Genomic DNA, 18,539 nt, shown 5'->3' with positions numbered 1-18,539 from the left:
CCATGAGACTGCGCCGCACCCTGCCCGTCGCCGTCGGCCTGGCTCTGCTGGCCGGCTGTGCGCCCACCCAGTCCGCGCCCGCGGGCGGCGGCGGGGACGACAAGACCGGCACCGTCCGCGTCTGGCTGTTCGACGAGGCCAACCGCGCGCCGAAGGAGGCCGCGGTCAAGGACGCCATCACCGAGTTCAAGGCCGCGCACTCCGGCGTCGAGGTCGACGTCCAGTGGGTGCCGGTCGAAGGCCGCGCCGACAAGTTCTCCGGCGCCTTCAACGACCCGGCCAACGCCCCCGACGTCGCCGAGTTCGGCAACACCGACGTCTCCAGCTACGCCGCCACCGGCGCGCTCGCCGACCTGACCGGCGACCTGGCGGCGTGGCCGGAGGCCAAGGACCTCATCCCGACCGTGCTGGACACGGCGAAGTCCGGCGGCAAGACCTACGGCCTGCCCTGGTACACCGGCATCCGCGCGTTGTACTACCGCACGGACGTCTTCACGGAGCTGGGCCTGAAGCCGCCGGCGACGCTTTCCGAGCTGACCGACACCGCCCGCCGGATCCGCGCCGCCAAGCCGGACCTCTACGGCATCGCCGTCGGCGGCAAGTACACCTACGCGATGCTGCCGTTCCTCTGGGCCAACGGCGGCGAGCTCGCCCAGGACGACGGCGGCAAGTGGACGTCCACGGTCAGCGGAGACCAGGCCAAGGCGGGCGTGACCCAGTACGCAAGCCTGCTCAAGGACGACATCTGCCCGCCCGCGCAGTGCGCGAACCTGACCGGCACGCAGAGCGTGACGGCGTTCGCGGGCGGCAAGGCCGGGATGACGATCGGCGGCGACTTCAACCGCAAGGCCGTCGAGCAGGGCGCGGTGAAGGGCAAGTACGCCGTCGTCCCGATCCCGGGCGCCACCGCCGGCACCATCGCGCCCGCGTTCGCCGGCGGCAACCTCCTGGGCGTGTTCACCGCGAGCAAGCACCGCAGCCTGGCGCTGGAGTTCGTCGAGCTCCTCGGCGGCGCGAAGTACCAGGAGAAGATGTACACCGCGATGGGCAACCTGCCGACGCTGAGCAGCGTGCAGCAGAAGCTCGCGGCGAACGACCCGTTCCTCAAGCCGTTCGTCGACACGCTGAAGTCGGGCACGAAGTTCGTCCCGGCGACGCCCGCCTGGTCGAAGATCGACAGCCAGAACGTGCTGCCGACGGCCGTGCAGCAGATCGCGACCGGCGGGAAGGACCCGGCGGCGGCGCTGGCCGACGCGGCCGCCGCGATGAACAAGGCCTTCGGCTAGTGGTCGCCCAGCAGGTCCGTCCCGTCTCCGCGGCCCCCAAGGCGCGGCGGCGGCGGGACGGCCGGGCCGCCGCGCTCTACCTCGCCCCGGCGGGGATCCTGCTCATCGCCCTGCTGGCCTACCCGATCTACCAGCTGGTCCTGATCTCGTTCTACGACTACGGCCAGCCGCAGGCCGCGGGCAACGCGCCCCTGGTGTTCCTCGGCTTTGCGAACTACGCCGACCTGTTGTCCCAGGCGCAGTTCTGGACCGTGCTGGGCAAGACGGTCGGGTTCGCCGCGGCCTGCGTCATCGGCTCGCTCATCGTCGGCACCGGGCTGGCCGTGCTGGCCAGCCGGGTGCGGTCGCTGCCACGCACGTTGCTGTTCCTGGCCGCGCTGGGGGCGTGGTCGACGCCGGCGATCGCGGGCTCCTACGTCTGGCTGTTCCTCTTCGACACCGACTTCGGGCTGGTCAACGAGGTGCTGACCGGGCTCGGGCTGCCGTTCGAGCACCACTCGTGGACCTTCGGCACGCTCGGCGCGTTCGGGCTGGTCGCGGCCGAGGTCATCTGGTGCTCGTTCCCGTTCGTGCTGGTCACGATGTACGCCGGGATCAAGGGCGTGCCGGACGAGGTCCTCGAAGCCGCGTCGCTGGACGGCGCGTCGGCGTGGCGCACGACGTGGACGATCGTGCTGCCGATGGTGCGGCCGCTGCTGCTGATCGCCACCGTCCAGTCGATCATCTGGGACTTCAAGGTGTTCACCCAGATCTACGTGATGACCAACGGCGGCGGCGTGGCCGGGCGCAACCTGGTCCTCAACGTGTATGCGTACCAACAGGCCTTCGCCGGGCAGGAGTACGGCCTCGGCTCGGCGATCGGAGTCGTGATGACGCTGTTGCTGCTTTCGGTCACCGGGCTGTACGTCCGGTCGCAGCGCCGGAGCGCGGCATGGCTGTGAAACGCCCCGGGCGGCTGGCCGCCGAGGTCGTCACCGTGCTGATCGCCGGGATGGTCGCCTTCCCGCTGTACTGGATGCTGTTGTCGGCGGTGAAGCCGCCGGGCGAAATCCAGTCGGCGAACCCGAAGCCGTGGACGTTCAGCCCGTCCTTCGACAGCTTTTCCCGCGTGCTCACCGTGTCGGGCTTCGGGCGGTACTTCGTCAACAGCCTCATCGTGGCCCTGGTCGTCGTGGCCCTGTCGCTGCTGCTGTCGTTCCTCTCCGCGGTGGCGCTGACGCGGTTCTCCTTCAAGGGCCGGACCGTGCTGCTGGTGATGACACTGGTCGCCCAGATGGTGCCGGTCGAGGCGCTGACCATCCCGTTGTTCTTCCTGATGCGCCAGATCGGCGGCGTGGTGCCGGCGTTCGGGCTGAACGAGCTGGGTTCGCTGGTGCTGGTGCACCTCGCGTTCAGCCTGCCGTTCGCGATCTGGATGCTGCGCGGGTTCGTCGCGGCGGTGCCGGTGGAACTCGAAGAGGCGGCCAAGCTCGACGGCGCGTCGCGGATGCGGTTCACCTGGCAGATCCTGTTCCCGCTGGTGGCGCCCGGACTGGTCGCGGTCAGCGTGCTCGCGTTCATCCACTCCTGGAACGACTTCCTGTTCGCCAAGACGTTCATCATCTCCAAGACCGAGAACCAGACGCTGCCGCAGGCGATCCTGGTGTTCTTCAAGCCGGAGGACACCGACTGGGGTGCGGTGATGGCGTCCTCGACGCTGATGACGATCCCGGTGCTCGTGTTCTTCGTCCTGGTCCAACGACGGCTGGTGTCCGGCATGGCCGGCGCCGTGAAGGGCTGACATGGCTTTCGGCACCCTGCTCCCCCGCCCGGTCTCGGTGACCCCCGCCCCGGGAGCGTGTCCCTGGCCGTCCACTGTGGACGTCCGGCCGGCTTCCCTGCCGCCGGAGGGTTACCGGCTCACGATTTCCCCGTCCGGTGTGGTTCTGGAAGTGGCCGATGCCGCCGGGGAGGTCTACGGGCGGGAAACATTGCGGCAGCTGGCGGGCCCGGCCGCGTTCCGGGTGGCCGGGTTCACGCCTCCGTCGCTGCCGTGCGGGGTGGTCGAAGACCACCCGCGGTTCGGCTGGCGCGGCTGCCTGCTCGACGTCGCCCGGCACTTCCGGACCAAGGCGGAGGTGCTGCGGTTCGTCGACCTGCTGGCCGCGCACAAGCTGAACGTGCTGAACCTGCACCTCACCGACGACCAGGGCTGGCGGTTCGAGGTCCCCGCGTACCCCCGGCTGACGTCGGTGGGCGGCTGGCGGCCGTCGTCGATGGTGGGCAGCGGCGGCGCCCAGGACGGCCGGCCGCACGGCGGGTTCTACACCGGCGACGACCTGCGGGAGATCGTCGCGTACGCCGCTTCGCGGGCCGTCACGGTGGTGCCGGAGATCGACATCCCGGGTCACGCGCGGGCGGCGTTGGCGGCTTACCCTTCGTTGGGGACTTCGTCGTCCTACGAAGTCTGGGACTCCTGGGGTATCAGCACTTCGCTGCTCTCGCCGATATCGTCCACTTTGGACTTCTTCCGCACGGTGTTCGACCACCTGCTGGAGATCTTCCCGTCCCCGGTGATCGCACTGGGCGGCGACGAGACACCGGGCGCGACCGGCGAGCACCACGCGTTCGTCCGGCAGCTGGCCTCGCACCTGGTGGCGCGCGGCCGGACCCCGATGGGCTGGGACGAGGTCCTCGACATCGACACCCTCCCCCCGATGGTGATCGGCTCGTGGCAGAACGAGGAAGCGGGCCTGCGGGCGGCTTCGGCCGGGCACGACGTGGTCATGTGCCCGGAGCAGCACGTGTACCTGGACCACCGGCAGTCGACGGACCCGGACGAGCCGATCCCGGTCGGCGAGGTGCACACCCTGGAGGACGTGTACGCGTACGAGCCGGCCCTCACCGGCCCGCGGCTGCGCGGGGTCCAGGCGCAGGTGTGGAGCGAGCACCTGGACAGCGTGCGGCGGGTGGACTACATGGCGTTCCCGCGGCTGTCGGCCTTCGCGGAGGTGGCGTGGAGTTCCGCGCCGCGGGACTACGCGGAGTTCCTGCCGCGGCTGCGGGACCACCACCTGCCGCGGCTGGACGCGCTGGGCGTCGAGTACCGGCCGTTGGACGGGCCGCACCCGTGGCAGACCCGGCCGGGAGTGCCGGGCCGGCCACGCTGATCCCGGGAGACGATTTTCGACTCGGACGGCAATGCCGGTGAATCAGCACGGAATCCGTTGTCCGTAACACCACGCCAATGCAGCGCGACTGGGGTTGGTGTGATTCGGGAGACCACCCAGGGCCACCCGGACGGATTTACGGAAAGGAAGTGCGACCGTGCTCAAAGCGTATCCGAAATGGCTCCCGATCGTCCTGGTCGTGTCCCTCGTCGGGGTCGTCATCGGCCTGGTCCTGCACGCGAAGAACGCCGCGCAGGCCACGAGCTGCTCCACCACGTTCGGCGACATCCACCAGCGGCTTTCCCCGTCGTTCCGGGCGACCTGCACGGCCGCGAAGTCGATGACCGGGATCAGCACCGGAATCATGGTCGCGTGCGGGGTCGTGGCCGCGATCACGATCGTCATGGCGGTGGTGTACACCATGCAGGCAAACCAGTCGAATCCGGCAACCTGACCATTACGATCACCGATTTCCCGCCGATTTCCTGCCGGCCGGAAATCGCCGTCGCGGCGGTCACGGCTGCAGCGTCACCGTGACCGAGCGCGTCGGGCCCACGTTCCCCGCCGCGTCGATGGACCGGTACTCGATGCGGTGCGTGCCGTAACCCGGCGTCCGCTCGGCGAACGGTGACACCGTCAGGCCACCCGAACCGAGGTTCCCGTACGCCAGGCCGTCGATCTCGGTGCCGCGCGGGGTGAGCAGGTACGGTGCGTCCGGGTCCGTCGGCCAGCCGTAGTACTTGTGCCAGCCGTCGCCGTCGACGCGGAACTCCGGCATGCCGTCCGGTGATGTCAGCCGCATCGTGAACGAACCGTGGTACACCGGGCCCGGCGGCAGTTCCACCGCCGTCGCCGGGCCGGTTGCGTCCACCGTCCAGGTCAGCGTCGTGCCGCCGGTGGTCGCGGTGAGGGTGTGCGATCCGCGGGACGCGTTGAGCGCGAAGTCGGGGCCGGTCCCGGCGAACCGGCCGTCGAGCGCCCAGCTGACCTGCGGGATCGAGCCGGTCGGCTCGCCGGTTTCGACGTAGACCACGTCGTGGCCGCCGACCGGGTGTGAGGCCGGTGTCGACGCCACCACCGCCGGCCCGGTCGCGGGCGGCGTGACCACCGCCGTGTCGACCGTCCACGTGCGGGTCGCCACCGGGCGGACCGCCGGGTCTCGGACGAACGGCGTCGGGTCGGTCACCGTCGCCGTCAGCGTGTGGCGTCCGGGCTTCACGTGCGCGGAAAGCAAGTCCACCGCCTCCCGGCCGGGCAGCGTGACGCCGTCGAGCGTCCAGCGGATGTCCAGGCGGTGGTCCACCGGGTGCATCGGGCGCACCCACACGACCCGGTCGGCGCCGATCGTGCCGGCCGGCGTGCCGCCGGAGACCAGCGGGACCTTCGCCGAGATCCGCTGCGTCATCCGCTCGCGGCCGATCTGGTCGTAGCTGTAGCCGAGGGTCTTCATCATCGAGTGCGCGCTCGGCCGCCACACGCCGGTCTGGGTGTACAGCCCGCCTTCGAAGCGGCCGATCCGGCCGCCGGCCTCGCTCGGCTCGCCCAGCCAGCGGTACCACTTCGCGTGCTGGGCGCGCATCTGCGGCTCGGTGAGCAGCGTGTGGTGGATCGAGTCGGGCTCGCCGCCCTCGTATGCCCCGCCCGGGACATTGCGCGCGTAGTAGTCGTACTCGTCGTCGAGGCCGCCGAGCGAGTGCCCCAGCTCGTGCGGCGAGATGAGCGCGGACAGCGCGTTCCCGCCCGACGCCGTCGCGTAGGTACCGCCCGCGCCGCCGTAGGTGTTGCTGTTGCCCAGGGCCAGGATCTGCCGGTTCGCCGCCGTCGTGCCGGCCACGAGACCGGCGTACCGCTGCGCGGCGGCGTCGTCGACGGTCAGCAGCCGCTGCACGCTCTGCGGGTTGCAGCCGCCCCAGAAACCCATGTGCAGCGGGGTGTCCCGCCGCGGCGAGTCCAGCGCGGGGTCACAGTCCACACCGGACTCGGGCGACGCGATCGACACGGCGTAGACGTTGAAGTAGCTGCGGTAGGACTTGAACGGCTCGAACGACCACAGCGTGCTCACGTGCCGCTCGACGTCGGCGAGGAACTTCGGCCGCTCGGCGGCGGTGTAGCCGTCCCCGAGGACGACGAGGTTGAACCGCTGGGCCACCGGCCCGGTCACCTGCACCTCGGTGACGCTCGCCACCGGCTCCGCCGCGTACGCGGGGACGGCGATCCCGGCCGATAGCACGAGCGCTGCGACGAACCCGGCCCACTTCCGCATGGCGGCACTCCCCTGGTCGGTGATCGTTCCGGTGTACCGCACCGGAAGGGCCGCCGGAACCGCCGGAAGTCGCAGAGCCGGCTGTGCAGGTCGTTATACGCGAGTCAGCCGGTACCAGACCTCCGGCCGGCCCACCTGGCCGTAATGCGGCTCGCGGTGGGCCATCCCGTTGTCGGCCAGGTACTCCAGGTACCGGCGGGCCGTGACGCGGGACGCGCCGATCGCGCTCGCCGCCGCGCCCGCCGAAAGGCCTTCCGCCGCGCCGGAAAGCGCGTCGGTGATCGCTTCCAAGGTCTGGACGCTCATCCCCTTCGGCAGCGGGGGCTGCTCGGTCGTGCGCAGCGCGCCGAGTGCCCGGTCGATCTCCGCCTGGCCGGTGACCTCGCCCGACGCGTCGCGGAATTCGGCGTAGCGCTCCAGCTTCTCGCGCAGGGTGGCGAAGGTGAACGGCTTGAGCAGGTACTGCACCACGCCGACCGACACCGCCGCCTTGACCAGGCCGAGGTCGCGGGCCGACGTCACCGCGATGACGTCGATCGGCAGGCCCGCCGCGCGCAGCGACCGGCAGACCGCCAGGCCGTGCGTGTCCGGCAGGTAGAAGTCGAGCAGCACCAGGTCGACCGGCTCGCGTTCGCAGAACCGCAGGGCCTCTCCGCCGGAGTGGACGACCCCCGCCACCGAGAAACCGGGGAGCCGTTCCACGTACACGCGGTGCGCCTCGGCGGCCACCGGCTCGTCCTCCACCACCAGGACCCGGATCACCGGCCCGCCTCCTGCCGCGGCAGCCGCACGGTGAACACCGCGCCCCCGTCCCGGCCCACGTCGACCGTGCCGCCGTAGCGGCGCACCGCCTGCCCGACGAGCGCCAGGCCGAGGCCGTGGCCGTCCTCCGCCTTCGTCGACCAGCCGCGGCGGAACACGTCGGCGCCTTCGGGCACGCCGGGCCCGGAGTCGGCGACGCGCAGCAGCAGCCCCTCGTCGTCCGTGCGGGCGGTGACGACCACCTTCGGGTGCCCGGTGCCGCGCACCGCCGCGTCGAGGCCGTTGTCGATCAGGTTGCCGAGGATCGTCACCAGGTCCCGGGCCTCGACCCCGAGCGAGACGTCGTCGATCACGGTGTCCGGGGTGACCGTCAGCTCGACCCCGCGTTCGCTCGCCTCGGCAGCCTTGCCCAGCAGCAGGGCGGCGAGCACCGGCTCGGCGACCGCGCCGACGACCCGGTCGGTCAGCTCCTGCGCCAGCGCGAGCTCGGCGGTCGCGAACTCGACGGCCTGCTCGGGTTTGCCGATCTCCACCAGGGAAACGACGGTGTGCAGCCGGTTCGCCGCCTCGTGCGCCTGCGACCGCAGTGCCTCCGCGAGACCGCGGGCGGTGGTCAGCTCGCCGGTCAGCGTCTGCAGCTCGGTGTGGTCGCGCAGGACGACGACCGTGCCCTGCGCGCGGCCGCCCGAACGGACGGCGGACGTGCTCACCAGCAGCACGCGCGAATCCGTCAGGTGCAGTTCCTCGGCCCGGTTCTCCGCCGACGTGAACGCTTCGGCGAGCCCGTCCGGCAGACCCAGCGAAGCCAGGTCGCGCCCGACCGGGTCGGTGTCGAGACCGAGGAGCGCGCGGGCGCCGTCGTTGCAGAGGCCGATCCGCCCGTCCCGGCCGACGAGCAGCACGCCTTCGCGCACCGAATGCAGCACGGCCTCGTGGTACTCGAACAGGTTGCTCAGCTCGTCCGGCGCGACGCCGCGGGTCTGGCGCCGCAGCCGGGCGCTGATCAGCCAGCCGCCCAGCGCGCCCACCACCAGCACCGCGCCGGCCACGCCGAACAGCGGCCACAGCCGTTCGCGCAGCTCGGCCGTGATCGCCGCGACGGTGATCCCGACCGCGACCAGCGCGACCACCCGGTGGCCGGCGTCGAACACCGGGACGACCGTGCGCACCGACGGGCCGAGCGAGCCGGTGTAGGTCTCGGTGAGCTCCCCGCCCTGCTGGGCCTTGTCGATGTTCCCGATGTAGTGCTGCCCGATCAGGGCCGGATTCGGGTGGGTGTAGCGGATCCCGGCCGGGCTCATGATCGTGATGAAGTCGACGTGGGTGTGGTCCTTCACGCGCTGCGCGAACGGCTGGAGCGCCGCGCTCGGGTCCGGCGCGCCCACCGCCGCGACCACGCTGGGCTCGTCGGCGACGGTCAAGGCGACCACGCGGACCTGGTCGCGCGCGTGCTCGCCCACCGCCCGCTGCGCGTCGAGGTAGGCGAAGGTGATCCCGGCGCCGGCCAGCACGCAGAGCACCACCAGCTGCAGCACGAGCAGCTGGCGCGCCAGGCTCCAATGGGACCGCAACGTCGGGGGCACCTCCTCATACCAGCACACCGGGCGGCCCGGTGTCCGAACGGGACGGTCGATCATCACACGAACTCAATGAACACAAGTGAGCCGGATCACCGAACTGCGCCTACAGTGTGCCGCAACCTGGACCACCCCTAGCTGGAGGCAACGGTGCCTACACCGACCCCCGACGCGGCGCCGCGCCGCCGCGACAAGACCCACTACCTGTACCTGGCCGTGATCGTCGCGGTCCTGCTCGGGATCCTGGTGGGCTTTCTCTTCCCCGGCTTCGCGAAGGGCCTGAAGCCGCTGGGCGACGGCTTCGTGAACCTGATCAAGATGATGATCTCGCCGATCATCTTCTGCACCATCGTGATCGGTGTCGGCTCGGTCGCCAAGGCGGCGAAGGTCGGCAAGGTCGGCATCATGGCGCTGGTCTACTTCATCGTGATGTCGACGTTCGCGCTCGCCATCGGCCTGGTCGTCGGCAACCTGCTGCACCCCGGCGAGGGCCTGCACCTGAACCCGGCCGACGTGAAGAGCGTCCAGAAGTCCGCCACCGGCTCCGAAGGCCCGGTCGACTTCCTGCTCCACATCATCCCGAAGACGTTCGTGTCCGCCTTCACCGAAGGCCAGGTCCTGCAGACGCTGCTCGTCGCGCTGCTCGTCGGCTTCGCGCTGCAGAAGCTGGGCCCGAAGGGCGCGCCGATCCTGCGCGGGGTCGAGCACATCCAGCGCCTGGTCTTCCGGGTACTGGCGATGATCATGTGGGCCGCCCCGATCGGCGCGTTCGGCGCGATCGCGGCCGTGGTCGGCGCGACCGGCTGGGCCGCGCTGAAGAGCCTCGCGGTGATCATGATCGGCTTCTACGCGACCTGCCTGGTGTTCGTGTTCGTCGTCCTCGGCCTGGTGCTGTGGCTCGGCGCCCGGGTGAACATCTGGCACCTGCTGCGCTACCTCGGCCGGGAGTTCCTGCTGATCCTGTCGACGTCGTCGTCGGAATCGGCCCTGCCGCGGCTGATCGCGAAGATGGAGCACCTCGGGGTCGGCAAGTCGGTCGTCGGCATCACCGTGCCCACCGGGTATTCGTTCAACCTGGACGGCACGGCGATCTACCTGACCATGGCGACGCTGTTCATCGCCGCGGCGCAGGACGAGCCGCTGTCGATCGGCGCCCAGATCGGCCTGCTGGTGTTCATGATCATCGCGTCGAAGGGTGCGGCCGGGGTCAGCGGTTCCGGCATCGCGACCCTGGCCAGCGGGCTGCAGTCGCACCGGCCCGAACTGGTGAACGGCGTCGGGTTCATCCTCGGCATCGACCGGTTCATGTCGGAGGCCCGCGCGCTGACGAACTTCGCCGGCAACGCCGTCGCGACCGTCCTCATCGGAAACTGGACCAAGGAGTTCGACCGGGAACAGGCGGACCGGGTGTTCGCCGGGACCGCGCCGTTCGACGAGGCCACGTTGATCGACGAGGAGCGGCAGCCCGAACCCGAAGAAGCCGCGGTGCGGTAGCTCTCAGACGTTCGTGCTCACGCCCCCGCTGAGCACGAGCCACCGCGGGCCGCGGTGCGAGTCTCCCCGACCTCGCACCGCGGCCCGTTCCACGTCTTCAGGAAGCGGCGTCGTAGGCGACGCGCGCGGCTGCGATGTCGTCGCGGTGCTGCTCCGCCCAGCCGAGCAGGCCGTTCAGCGACTGGTACAGCTCCTTCGCCATCGCCGTGGCCTCGTACTCCACGCGCGGCGGGACGGTCGGGTAGATCGTGCGGACCAGGAGGCCGTCGCGCTCGAGGTTGCGCAGGGTCAGCGTCAGCATCCGGCGGCTGATCCCTTCGACCGCACGTTCCAGCTGAGTGAACCGCACCGGGCCCCGGATCGCCTCCAGCAGGATCCCGATCGCCCACTTGCCGCTGATCCGGTTGATCACCTCCAGCACCGTGCAGACGTCGAGTTTCTCCGGGTCGATCTCGGTGACCTGGACAGGTACACCGATGTTCCCCTGGGACATGGAAGTGCCTCCTTCCGAGCGGACCCATGGTCACACATGATGGGCACTGTTACAAGAAGTGCCCTGGCAGCGACCAGGGGAACTCTCGACTGGAGGGGCCTGACATGGCCGAGAACCACCCCGTCCGCTCCCGCGGCCTCGCCCTGGCGGTGCTGTGCGCCGCCTCGCTGATGGTCGTGCTGGACAGCAGCATCGTCGCGGTGGCGCTGCCCGCCATCCAGGCCGACCTCGGCTTCACGCCCGCCGGGCTGTCCTGGGTCGTGACGGCGTACCTGGTCGCCTTCGGCGGCCTGCTCCTCATTTCGGGACGGCTCGGCGACCTGATCGGCCGCCGCCGCGTCTTCCTCGGCGGGCTGGGCCTGTTCACGTTGGCGTCCCTGGTGGCCGGGCTCTCGGAAACCGCGGGCCTGCTCGTCGTTTCGCGGTTCGTCCAGGGCGTCGGCGGCGCCCTGGCCTCGGCCGTGGTGCTGGGGATGATCGTCACGATGTACCCCGAGCCGCGGGCGCGGGCGAAGGCGATCGGCGTCTACAGCTTCACGCAGGCGGCGGGCGCGTCGATCGGGCTCATCGCGGGCGGTGCCCTGACGCAGGCGCTGAACTGGCACTGGACGTTCTACGTCAACCTGCCGATCGGCGTGGCCGCGCTGCTGCTGGCCGTGCGGGTGGTCTCGCCGGACCGCGGGACGGGGCTGCGGGCGGGGGTCGACGTGCTCGGCGCCTTGCTGGTCACCGCCGCGGTGATGCTCGGCGTGTACGGCGTTTCGTCGTCCGCGTGGGGTGCCCTGGCCGCGGCCGCCGTCCTGCTCGCGGCGTTCGCGGTGCGGCAGGCGAAGGCGCGGACGCCGCTGCTGCCGCTGCGGCTGTTCCGGATCCGCGCGGTGACCGGCGCCAACGTCGTGATGGTGCTGATGGTGGCCGGGATGCTGGGCTTCCAGTTCGTCACGGCGTTGTACCTGCAGCAGGTGCTGGGCCTGGACGCGCTCCGGACCGGCGTCGCGTTCCTGCCGGTGCCGCTGGTGATCGCGGTGGCGTCGCTCGGTTTCGCGGACCGGCTCGCGGCGCGGTTCGGCCCGCGGACGGTGCTGCCGGCCGGGCTCGGCCTGGTGGTCGTGGGCCTGCTGCTGCTCACCCGGGTGTCGGGCTCGTACTTCGCCGACGTCCTGCCGCCGCTCCTGCTGATGGGCCTCGGCGCCGGCGTGGCCATCCCGGCGCTGATGGGCCTGGCGATGACGGACGTGGCGGATGCGGACGCCGGCGTGGCGTCCGGGTTGATCAACACGACCCAGCAGGTCGGCGCGGCGATCGGGACGGCGGTGCTGGCCGCCGCGGCCGCTTCCCGGACGGAGAGCCTGGGAGCGCTGGACCACCGCGAGGCCCTGGCGGCCGGGTTCCGGCTGGCCTACGGCGTGAGCGCGGCCTTCCTGATCGCGGCGGTCGTGCTGGGCGGCCTGGTCCTCGGCCGCCGCACCCGCCGGGCCGCGGTGGCTCCGGAGGTGTGCGCCGCCGGTCAGGCGAGGTAGGCGGAAAGCCCACGGTGGCCCCGCCGCATCATCAGCGCGTGGTTCGCGCGGAACAGCGGCCGGGCCACCGTGTCGAAGCGCTGCAGCAACTTCTTGCGGGCCTGGACGTCCTGGGTGATCTCCAGCAGTGTGCCCGCGCCCGCCGCGCGGACCGCACCGGCCAGTACCCCGTCGAGGTCGCCGCTGAGCCTGACCCGCATCAGGCCCGTGCGCTCGTCCTGGTGGTCCCGGTGCATCCGGACGGTGATCCGGAACGGCAGCCGGGACCGGCAAACCAGCTCGGCGGTGTCGTCGTCCACGCGGCGCACCGCGCGGACGTCCGACCACCACCGCGGGTAGCCGGCGAGGTCGGTGACCACGCCGAACACCCGCTCGGGCGCACTTTCCGGCAGCAACCACGTGCTGCGGAACCGGTAGCGCGCGCCCGTCACGTCACACCTGGGCCGAGACCAGCTTCCGGCCGTCCACCGTGACGATGTCGACCGACTTCACGTCGTCGGGGGCGACCAGCGCCGACCCGTCGAGGTTGAAGCCCTGGTTCTCCCATTTCTCCGAGACCTGCCAGCTGCCCGCGGTCACCGCTTGACCTTCCTTGGTGACCACTTGGAGCAGGCACTTCTCGCCGGCCTTGACGCCCTTGACGCTGACGTTCACCCGGACCCAGCCCTGGAACGGGCTCACCGATGCCGCCAGCTGCACGCCGGTGGTCGGATCGCGCCCTTCGGCGCTCTTCGTACCGGGAACATCGGTCGGCGGCGCGGGGATCGCGAGGGGCTCGCCGCCCCCGCCGGTCTGCCTGCCCACCAGGATCCCGCCGCCGAGGGCCGCGACCACCAGCACCGCCGCGGCGACCAGGGCCAGGCCCCGGCGTCCGCCCGAACGGGCCGGAGCCACGCGCTCTTCCTCCTCGCGCACCCGGCGCAGGGTCTTCTGCAGCAGCAGGTCCCCGCCTTCGGGCGGCCCGTCGAGGAACGCCTCGGGCGGCACCTCGTCGAGCGAGTCGCGCAGGGCCACGAGCTCGTTCAGGTCGAACCGGCACTGCGCGCAGGTCTGCAGGTGCCGCCGCTCGAAGTCGGCTGCCTCGTTGGGATCGAGCGCGCCGAGGGCGTACGCGCCGAGCTGCGTGTGACTCTCGTCGACCGAGTTCATCGCGCCACCTCCGTTCCGCTCGAAATCATCGCTGCTCTGAGTGCTCTTAGGGCGTAGTACGACCTTGATTTCACGGTACCGGGTGCGACGCCCAGTGTTCTCGCCGCTTCGGCCACCGTCCGTCCCCGGTAGTAGATCTCCACCAGGACCTCTCGATGCTCGTTGGACAACCCGTCCATCGCCCCGAGCACGGTCATCGAGTCGACCACGCCCTGGGCGTGGTCCCGCTCGACGGCCGGGGTCGGCACGCCTTCGGCCGGTTCGGCCACTTCTTGTGGCCGTGCCGCCCGGGCCCGTGCCCGGTCGGTGACCAGGTTGCGCGCGACGGTCAGCAACCAGCCGCGCACCGAGCCTTTCCCGTCGTTCTGCAAGTCGTCCGCGTGTTTCCACGCACGGACGAGCGTCTCCTGGACCACGTCCTCGGCCGCCGCCCGATCACCGGTCAGCCTCGTCGCGTAGGCCAGCAGGCTTCGCCCGTGTTCGGCGTACAGCTGCCGAATCAGGTCTTCGCCTTTGGCCTTCTTAGGCCGCCTGCCTCCTATGGCCACCCTCGTCCTCCCGACGGTGTTCTGAGTCGGCGAGGACAGTACTGCAACCCTCAGCTCCACCGGCGGTGCGTGCGCCGAGCGCAGCGCGACCATGGTGTTCATCGGCTGCCCGTCCTTCCTCGTTCTGCCCGGAAAACCGTCGTCCGTCAGGACCCGGCGCCGCCGGCCTTGCCACCGGCGGTGATCTTGCTGCCGTCCGGGGCGACGGCGAACCACGTGCCGTTCGCGCCCTGGCCGTTCATGTCGCCCGCCGCCTTGTCGCCCGCGTACTCGTACAGGGGCCAGCCGTTGAGCGTGATCTGCTTGCTGCCGTCCTTGCGGGTCGCGGTGCCCACCTGGGTGTCCTGGATGCCCTTGAGCATCGGCGTGGCCACCCCGGCGAGCATCGGCAGCCAGGACTTGGTGCAGTCGCCGTCGCAGTTGGACGTCGGCGGCGAGGAGACGTCCTTGTCGAACCGGTAGAGCGTCTTGCCGTCGGCGTCGGTGACCACCGCGCCGACGCCGTTGATCGTGCCGACCTGCAGCATCTTGTGCCCCGGCTGCCCGTGTTGCGGCCCCTGGGCACCATCGGCCATCTCACCGCAGGCGGACAGCGAGGCGACGGCGACCAGCGCCAGAGCGCTGAGGACCACCGGCCGGATACGGTTCATGACGTTCTCTCCTCGGTGAGGGCGGCTCCGCCGTCCGGCGGACCTCGACACCTGGAGACACGGACGGTCGCGGGAAACGGTTCAGCCGGGTTTCGGGCCATTCGGTGCCGGTCCGGCGGCGGATTGGTGTGTCCCGGTGATCGGCACGATCTTGTCGTCGTGCGGGCGGGCTTCCTAAGCTCGTCAACGTCCGCACCGCCGCCCCCGCCCGTGCCGGGAGGCCGCCGTGCCCGTGAAACCCCTCGTCCTGGTGGCCCTGCTGGCCGTGGGCTGTTCCGCGCCCGCACCCGGCTTCACGGCGACCCTGACCTCGCCCACGGACGTCGTGCTGAGCTGGCCGGACGACGACGCCGGCCACCGCGTCGAGTACGCGAACGACCCGGCCGGACCGTGGACGACACTGCGGTTCCTGGCCCCGCACGTGACGAGCTACCACCACCCGGACCTGATCCCGGAGACGCCGTTCTACTACCGCGTGCAGCCGTTCACCGGTCCGGTGTCGACGGACGTGCGCGCGGCGGCTTCCGGGGACACGGTGACCGTCACGTGGGCCGACCGCACGCCGGACGAAGCCGGGTTCCTGCTGGAGATCCGGCGCCCGGGCACGCCGGACTTCGACCCGGTCGAGGTGACCGGCCCGGACGTGACGACGTGCGCGCTCTCGCTGCTGCCCGGCGAGGAGAACTCGGCCTACCGGGTCCGGGCGCTGCACTACGGCCCGCTCTCCCCGGTGGTCCACCAGACCACCGGGAAGCAGCGGTGACCGCTACTCGGCCGTGAGCACCGTCCGCAGGAACTCGCCTGTGTAGCTGCCCTCGACTTCGGCGACGTACTCCGGCGTGCCCTCGGCGACCACCGTGCCGCCGCCCGAGCCGCCCTCCGGGCCCATGTCGATGATCCAGTCGGAGGTCTTGATCACGTCGAGGTTGTGCTCGATCACGATCACCGTGTTGCCCTTGTCGACCAGGCCGTTGATCACGCCGATCAGCTTGCTGATGTCCTCGAAGTGCAGACCGGTGGTCGGCTCGTCGAGGATGTACACCGTCTTGCCGGTCGAGCGCTTCTGCAGCTCGCTGGCCAGCTTGACGCGCTGCGCCTCACCGCCGGACAGCGTCGGCGCGGGCTGGCCGAGGCGGACGTAGCCGAGGCCGACGTCCACCAGCGTCTGCAGGTGGCGGTGGATGGCCTTGATCGGCTCGAAGAACTCCGCGGCCTCCTCGATGGGCATGTCGAGCACGTCCGAGACGGTCTTGCCCTTGTAGTGCACCTCGAGGGTCTCCCGGTTGTACCGGGCGCCCTTGCAGACCTCGCACGGGACGTAGACGTCCGGCAGGAAGTTCATCTCGATCTTGATCGTGCCGTCGCCCGCGCACGCCTCGCAGCGGCCGCCCTTGACGTTGAACGAGAACCGGCCCTGCTGGTAGCCGCGGACCTTCGCCTCGGTGGTCGCCGCGAACAGCTTCCGGACGTGGTCCCAGACACCGGTGTAGGTGGCCGGGTTGGACCGCGGGGTCCGCCCGATCGGCGACTGGTCGACGCGCACCAGCTTGTCGACGTTGTTCAGGCCGTTGACCCGGGTGTGCCGGCCCGGCACCTGGCGGGCGCCGTTGAGCTTGTTCGCCAGCACCGTGGCGAGGATGTCGTTGACCAGCGTGGACTTGCCCGAACCGGAGACGCCGGTGACCGAGACCAGGCAGCCCAGCGGGAACGAGACGTCGAGCCCGCGCAGGTTGTGCTCGCGCGCGCCCACGACGGTCAGCTGCCGCTTCTTGTCGATCGGGCGCCGGATCGCCGGCACCTCGATCTTCCGGCGGCCGGACAGGTACTGCCCGGTCAGCGACTCCTTGCTCTTCAGCAGCTTCTTGTACGGTCCACTGTGGACGATGTGGCCGCCGTGCTCGCCCGCGCCCGGGCCGATGTCGACCACCCAGTCGCTGGAGCGGATGGTGTCCTCGTCGTGCTCGACGACGATCAGCGTGTTGCCCAGGTTCCGCAGCCGGGTCAGCGTCTCGATCAGGCGGTGGTTGTCGCGCTGGTGCAGGCCGATCGACGGCTCGTCCAGCACGTACAGCACGCCCACCAGACCCGAGCCGATCTGCGTCGCGAGCCGGATGCGCTGCGCTTCACCACCCGAAAGAGTGGCGGACGCGCGATCGAGCGACAGGTACGTCAGGCCGACGTCGAGCAGGAAGCGCAGGCGGGCCTGGATCTCCTTGAGGACCGCGCCGGCGATCATCGCCTCGCGCTGCCCCAGCTCCAGCTCGTCGAGGAACTGCGACGCCTCCGCGATGGACAGCCCGCAGACCTCGGCGATGGACATGTCGCCGCGGGTCTTGTGCTGCAGCGTCACGGCGAGGATCTCCGGCTTGAGCCGGGTGCCCTGGCAGGCCGGGCACGGCACCTCGCGCATGTAGCCCTCGTACCGCTCGCGCATGTACTCGGACTCGGTCTGCTCCTGGCGCCGCTCGAGGAACGGGATGACGCCCTCGAAGGCCGCGTAGTACGAGCGCTGGCGGCCGTAGCGGTTCTTGTAGCGGACGTGGACCTGCTCGTCGACGCCGTGCAGCACCGCCTTCTGGGCCCGCGCCGGCAACCGCCGCCACGGGGTGTCCATCCGGAAGCCGATGGTCTCCGACAGCGACTCGAGCAGCCGGATGAAGTAGTCCGCGCTCTGCCCGCCCGACCACGGCGCGATCGCGCCCTCGGCCAGGGACAGCTCGTCGTCCGGGACCACCAGCTCCGGGTCGACCTCCTTGCGGATGCCGATGCCGGTGCACTCGGGGCAGGCGCCGTAGGGCGAGTTGAAGGAGAACGAGCGCGGCTCGAGGTCCTCGATGGCCAGCGGGTGGCCGTTGGGGCAGGCCAGGTTCTCGGAGAAGCCGCGGATGCGGTGCGGATCACCTTCGGGGAGGTCGACGAACTCGAGCTCGATCAGGCCGTCGGCCAGCCGCAGCGCCGTCTCGACCGAGTCGGTGAGCCGCTGCCGGGAGGCCGCCTTCACCGTGAGCCGGTCGATGACCACGCCGATCTGGTGCTTCTCCTGTTTCTTCAGCTTCGGCGGGTCGGTGAGCGCGTGCACGGTGCCGTCCACGACCACGCGCGCGTAACCCTGCTGCTGCAGGTTCTCGAACAGGTCGACGTACTCGCCCTTGCGCCCGCGCACCACCGGCGCGAGCACCTGGAACCGGGTGCCCTCCTCCATGGCGAGCACCTGGTCGACGATCTGCTGCGGGGTCTGCTTGCTGATCGCCTCGCCGCACTTCGGGCAGTGCGCCTTGCCGGCGCGGGCGTAGAGCAGCCGCAAGTAGTCGTAGACCTCGGTGATCGTGCCCACGGTGGACCGCGGGTTGCGCGAGGTCGACTTCTGGTCGATCGACACCGCGGGCGAGAGGCCCTCGATGAAGTCGACGTCCGGCTTGTCCATCTGCCCGAGGAACTGCCGGGCGTACGCCGAGAGCGACTCGACGTACCGGCGCTGCCCTTCGGCGAAGATGGTGTCGAAGGCGAGGCTCGACTTCCCCGACCCGGACAGGCCGGTGAACACGATCAGGCTGTCGCGGGGCAGGTCGAGATCCACGCCGCGGAGGTTGTGCTCGCGGGCACCGCGAACAACGAGGCGATCAGCCACGCCAGGGTCCTCTCAATGTC

The 18,539-nt window shown here is 70.7% G+C and carries 17 protein-coding genes; 8 read left to right on the top strand and 9 right to left on the bottom strand.

What is annotated here, in order from left to right:
* Nucleotides 1-2: 2 nt before the first annotated feature.
* From AB0J55_RS38705 to AB0J55_RS38685, 5 genes are all read left to right on the top strand, one after another.
* On the top strand, nucleotides 3-1,286 hold the full coding sequence (locus AB0J55_RS38705) for an extracellular solute-binding protein (protein WP_364260572.1): 1,284 nt from the start codon (nucleotides 3-5) through the stop codon (nucleotides 1,284-1,286).
* Nucleotides 1,286-2,227, top strand: a complete 942-nt coding sequence (locus tag AB0J55_RS38700) for a sugar ABC transporter permease (protein ID WP_364260569.1) — start codon at nucleotides 1,286-1,288, stop codon at nucleotides 2,225-2,227. The genes AB0J55_RS38705 and AB0J55_RS38700 overlap by 1 nt, the downstream gene beginning before the upstream one ends.
* A complete protein-coding gene (locus AB0J55_RS38695) occupies nucleotides 2,218-3,066 on the top strand; it encodes a carbohydrate ABC transporter permease (protein ID WP_364260566.1) in 849 nt (282 codons plus the stop codon). Before AB0J55_RS38700 ends, AB0J55_RS38695 begins: the two co-directional genes overlap by 10 nt.
* A gap of 1 nt (nucleotide 3,067) precedes the next feature.
* The gene (locus AB0J55_RS38690; protein WP_364260563.1) at nucleotides 3,068-4,435 is read left to right on the top strand and encodes a beta-N-acetylhexosaminidase; all 1,368 of its coding nucleotides are present in this window, start codon (nucleotides 3,068-3,070) and stop codon (nucleotides 4,433-4,435) included.
* 157 nt (nucleotides 4,436-4,592) lie between these two features.
* Nucleotides 4,593-4,889: a hypothetical protein gene (locus AB0J55_RS38685; RefSeq protein WP_364260560.1), complete on the top strand. Its 297-nt coding sequence runs from the start codon at nucleotides 4,593-4,595 to the stop codon at nucleotides 4,887-4,889.
* A gap of 60 nt (nucleotides 4,890-4,949) precedes the next feature.
* On the opposite strand, the gene AB0J55_RS38680 is transcribed toward AB0J55_RS38685, so the two are convergent.
* The 3 genes from AB0J55_RS38680 to AB0J55_RS38670 all read right to left on the bottom strand — a co-directional run bounded on the left by AB0J55_RS38680 (nucleotide 4,950) and on the right by AB0J55_RS38670 (nucleotide 9,031).
* Entirely contained in the window at nucleotides 4,950-6,698 is a 1,749-nt protein-coding gene (locus AB0J55_RS38680) for a M64 family metallopeptidase (RefSeq protein WP_364260557.1), read from the bottom strand.
* 93 nt (nucleotides 6,699-6,791) lie between these two features.
* The gene (locus AB0J55_RS38675) at nucleotides 6,792-7,460 is read right to left on the bottom strand and encodes a response regulator (protein WP_093951962.1); all 669 of its coding nucleotides are present in this window, start codon (nucleotides 7,458-7,460) and stop codon (nucleotides 6,792-6,794) included.
* Nucleotides 7,457-9,031 carry a sensor histidine kinase gene (locus AB0J55_RS38670; protein ID WP_364260694.1) on the bottom strand — a complete coding sequence of 525 codons (1,575 nt, stop codon included), beginning with the start codon at nucleotides 9,029-9,031 and terminating at the stop codon, nucleotides 7,457-7,459. The genes AB0J55_RS38675 and AB0J55_RS38670 overlap by 4 nt, the downstream gene beginning before the upstream one ends.
* 156 nt (nucleotides 9,032-9,187) lie before the next feature.
* Here AB0J55_RS38670 and AB0J55_RS38665 point away from each other — a divergent pair, with 156 nt between their 5' ends.
* Nucleotides 9,188-10,531, top strand: coding sequence for a cation:dicarboxylase symporter family transporter (locus AB0J55_RS38665; protein ID WP_364260552.1), 1,344 nt, complete (start codon nucleotides 9,188-9,190; stop codon nucleotides 10,529-10,531).
* A 97-nt stretch (nucleotides 10,532-10,628) separates the two neighbouring features.
* Here the strand turns inward: AB0J55_RS38665 and AB0J55_RS38660 are convergent, their stop codons facing one another.
* Nucleotides 10,629-11,024 carry a helix-turn-helix domain-containing protein gene (locus tag AB0J55_RS38660; protein WP_364260549.1) on the bottom strand — a complete coding sequence of 132 codons (396 nt, stop codon included), beginning with the start codon at nucleotides 11,022-11,024 and terminating at the stop codon, nucleotides 10,629-10,631.
* Between the two features lie 104 nt (nucleotides 11,025-11,128).
* Here AB0J55_RS38660 and AB0J55_RS38655 point away from each other — a divergent pair, with 104 nt between their 5' ends.
* Nucleotides 11,129-12,544: an MFS transporter gene (locus AB0J55_RS38655; protein WP_364260546.1), complete on the top strand. Its 1,416-nt coding sequence runs from the start codon at nucleotides 11,129-11,131 to the stop codon at nucleotides 12,542-12,544.
* Here the strand turns inward: AB0J55_RS38655 and AB0J55_RS38650 are convergent.
* The 4 genes from AB0J55_RS38650 to AB0J55_RS38635 form a co-directional block, all read right to left on the bottom strand.
* Nucleotides 12,532-12,975 carry an SRPBCC family protein gene (locus AB0J55_RS38650; protein WP_364260543.1) on the bottom strand — a complete coding sequence of 148 codons (444 nt, stop codon included), beginning with the start codon at nucleotides 12,973-12,975 and terminating at the stop codon, nucleotides 12,532-12,534. The two genes, AB0J55_RS38655 and AB0J55_RS38650, sit on opposite strands and share 13 nt — an antisense overlap.
* Before the next feature lies 1 nt (nucleotide 12,976).
* Entirely contained in the window at nucleotides 12,977-13,693 is a 717-nt protein-coding gene (locus AB0J55_RS38645) for a zf-HC2 domain-containing protein (protein WP_364260540.1), read from the bottom strand.
* On the bottom strand, nucleotides 13,690-14,241 hold the full coding sequence (locus AB0J55_RS38640) for a sigma-70 family RNA polymerase sigma factor (protein WP_026469270.1): 552 nt from the start codon (nucleotides 14,239-14,241) through the stop codon (nucleotides 13,690-13,692). Before AB0J55_RS38640 ends, AB0J55_RS38645 begins: the two co-directional genes overlap by 4 nt.
* A gap of 146 nt (nucleotides 14,242-14,387) precedes the next feature.
* Nucleotides 14,388-14,891: a hypothetical protein gene (locus tag AB0J55_RS38635; RefSeq protein ID WP_364260537.1), complete on the bottom strand. Its 504-nt coding sequence runs from the start codon at nucleotides 14,889-14,891 to the stop codon at nucleotides 14,388-14,390.
* A gap of 226 nt (nucleotides 14,892-15,117) precedes the next feature.
* On the opposite strand from AB0J55_RS38635, the gene AB0J55_RS38630 reads away from it, so the two are divergent.
* Nucleotides 15,118-15,654, top strand: coding sequence for a fibronectin type III domain-containing protein (locus AB0J55_RS38630; protein WP_364260534.1), 537 nt, complete (start codon nucleotides 15,118-15,120; stop codon nucleotides 15,652-15,654).
* Nucleotides 15,655-15,657: 3 nt separating this feature from the next.
* On the opposite strand, the gene uvrA is transcribed toward AB0J55_RS38630, so the two are convergent.
* The gene (uvrA, locus tag AB0J55_RS38625) at nucleotides 15,658-18,519 is read right to left on the bottom strand and encodes an excinuclease ABC subunit UvrA (protein ID WP_364260531.1); all 2,862 of its coding nucleotides are present in this window, start codon (nucleotides 18,517-18,519) and stop codon (nucleotides 15,658-15,660) included.
* Between the last annotated feature and the right edge of the window lie 20 nt (nucleotides 18,520-18,539).

The sequence above is a fragment of the Amycolatopsis sp. NPDC049688 genome, assembly GCF_040674975.1.
Taxonomy (GTDB): Bacteria; Actinomycetota; Actinomycetes; order Mycobacteriales; family Pseudonocardiaceae; genus Amycolatopsis.
This window is presented reverse-complemented; position numbering and strand designations above follow the sequence as displayed.

Bases quoted from the DNA above. Each gene is read 5' to 3' on its own strand.
- AB0J55_RS38695 (WP_364260566.1), top strand. From the start codon at position 2,218: ATGGCTGTGAAACGCCCCGGGCGGCTGGCCGCCGAGGTCGTCACCGTG.
- AB0J55_RS38645 (WP_364260540.1), bottom strand. From the start codon at position 13,693: ATGAACTCGGTCGACGAGAGTCACACGCAGCTCGGCGCGTACGCCCTC.
- AB0J55_RS38705 (WP_364260572.1), top strand. From the start codon at position 3: ATGAGACTGCGCCGCACCCTGCCCGTCGCCGTCGGCCTGGCTCTGCTG.
- AB0J55_RS38690 (WP_364260563.1), top strand. From the start codon at position 3,068: ATGGCTTTCGGCACCCTGCTCCCCCGCCCGGTCTCGGTGACCCCCGCC.
- AB0J55_RS38660 (WP_364260549.1), bottom strand. From the start codon at position 11,024: ATGTCCCAGGGGAACATCGGTGTACCTGTCCAGGTCACCGAGATCGAC.
- AB0J55_RS38680 (WP_364260557.1), bottom strand. From the start codon at position 6,698: ATGCGGAAGTGGGCCGGGTTCGTCGCAGCGCTCGTGCTATCGGCCGGG.
- AB0J55_RS38655 (WP_364260546.1), top strand. From the start codon at position 11,129: ATGGCCGAGAACCACCCCGTCCGCTCCCGCGGCCTCGCCCTGGCGGTG.
- AB0J55_RS38635 (WP_364260537.1), bottom strand. From the start codon at position 14,891: ATGAACCGTATCCGGCCGGTGGTCCTCAGCGCTCTGGCGCTGGTCGCC.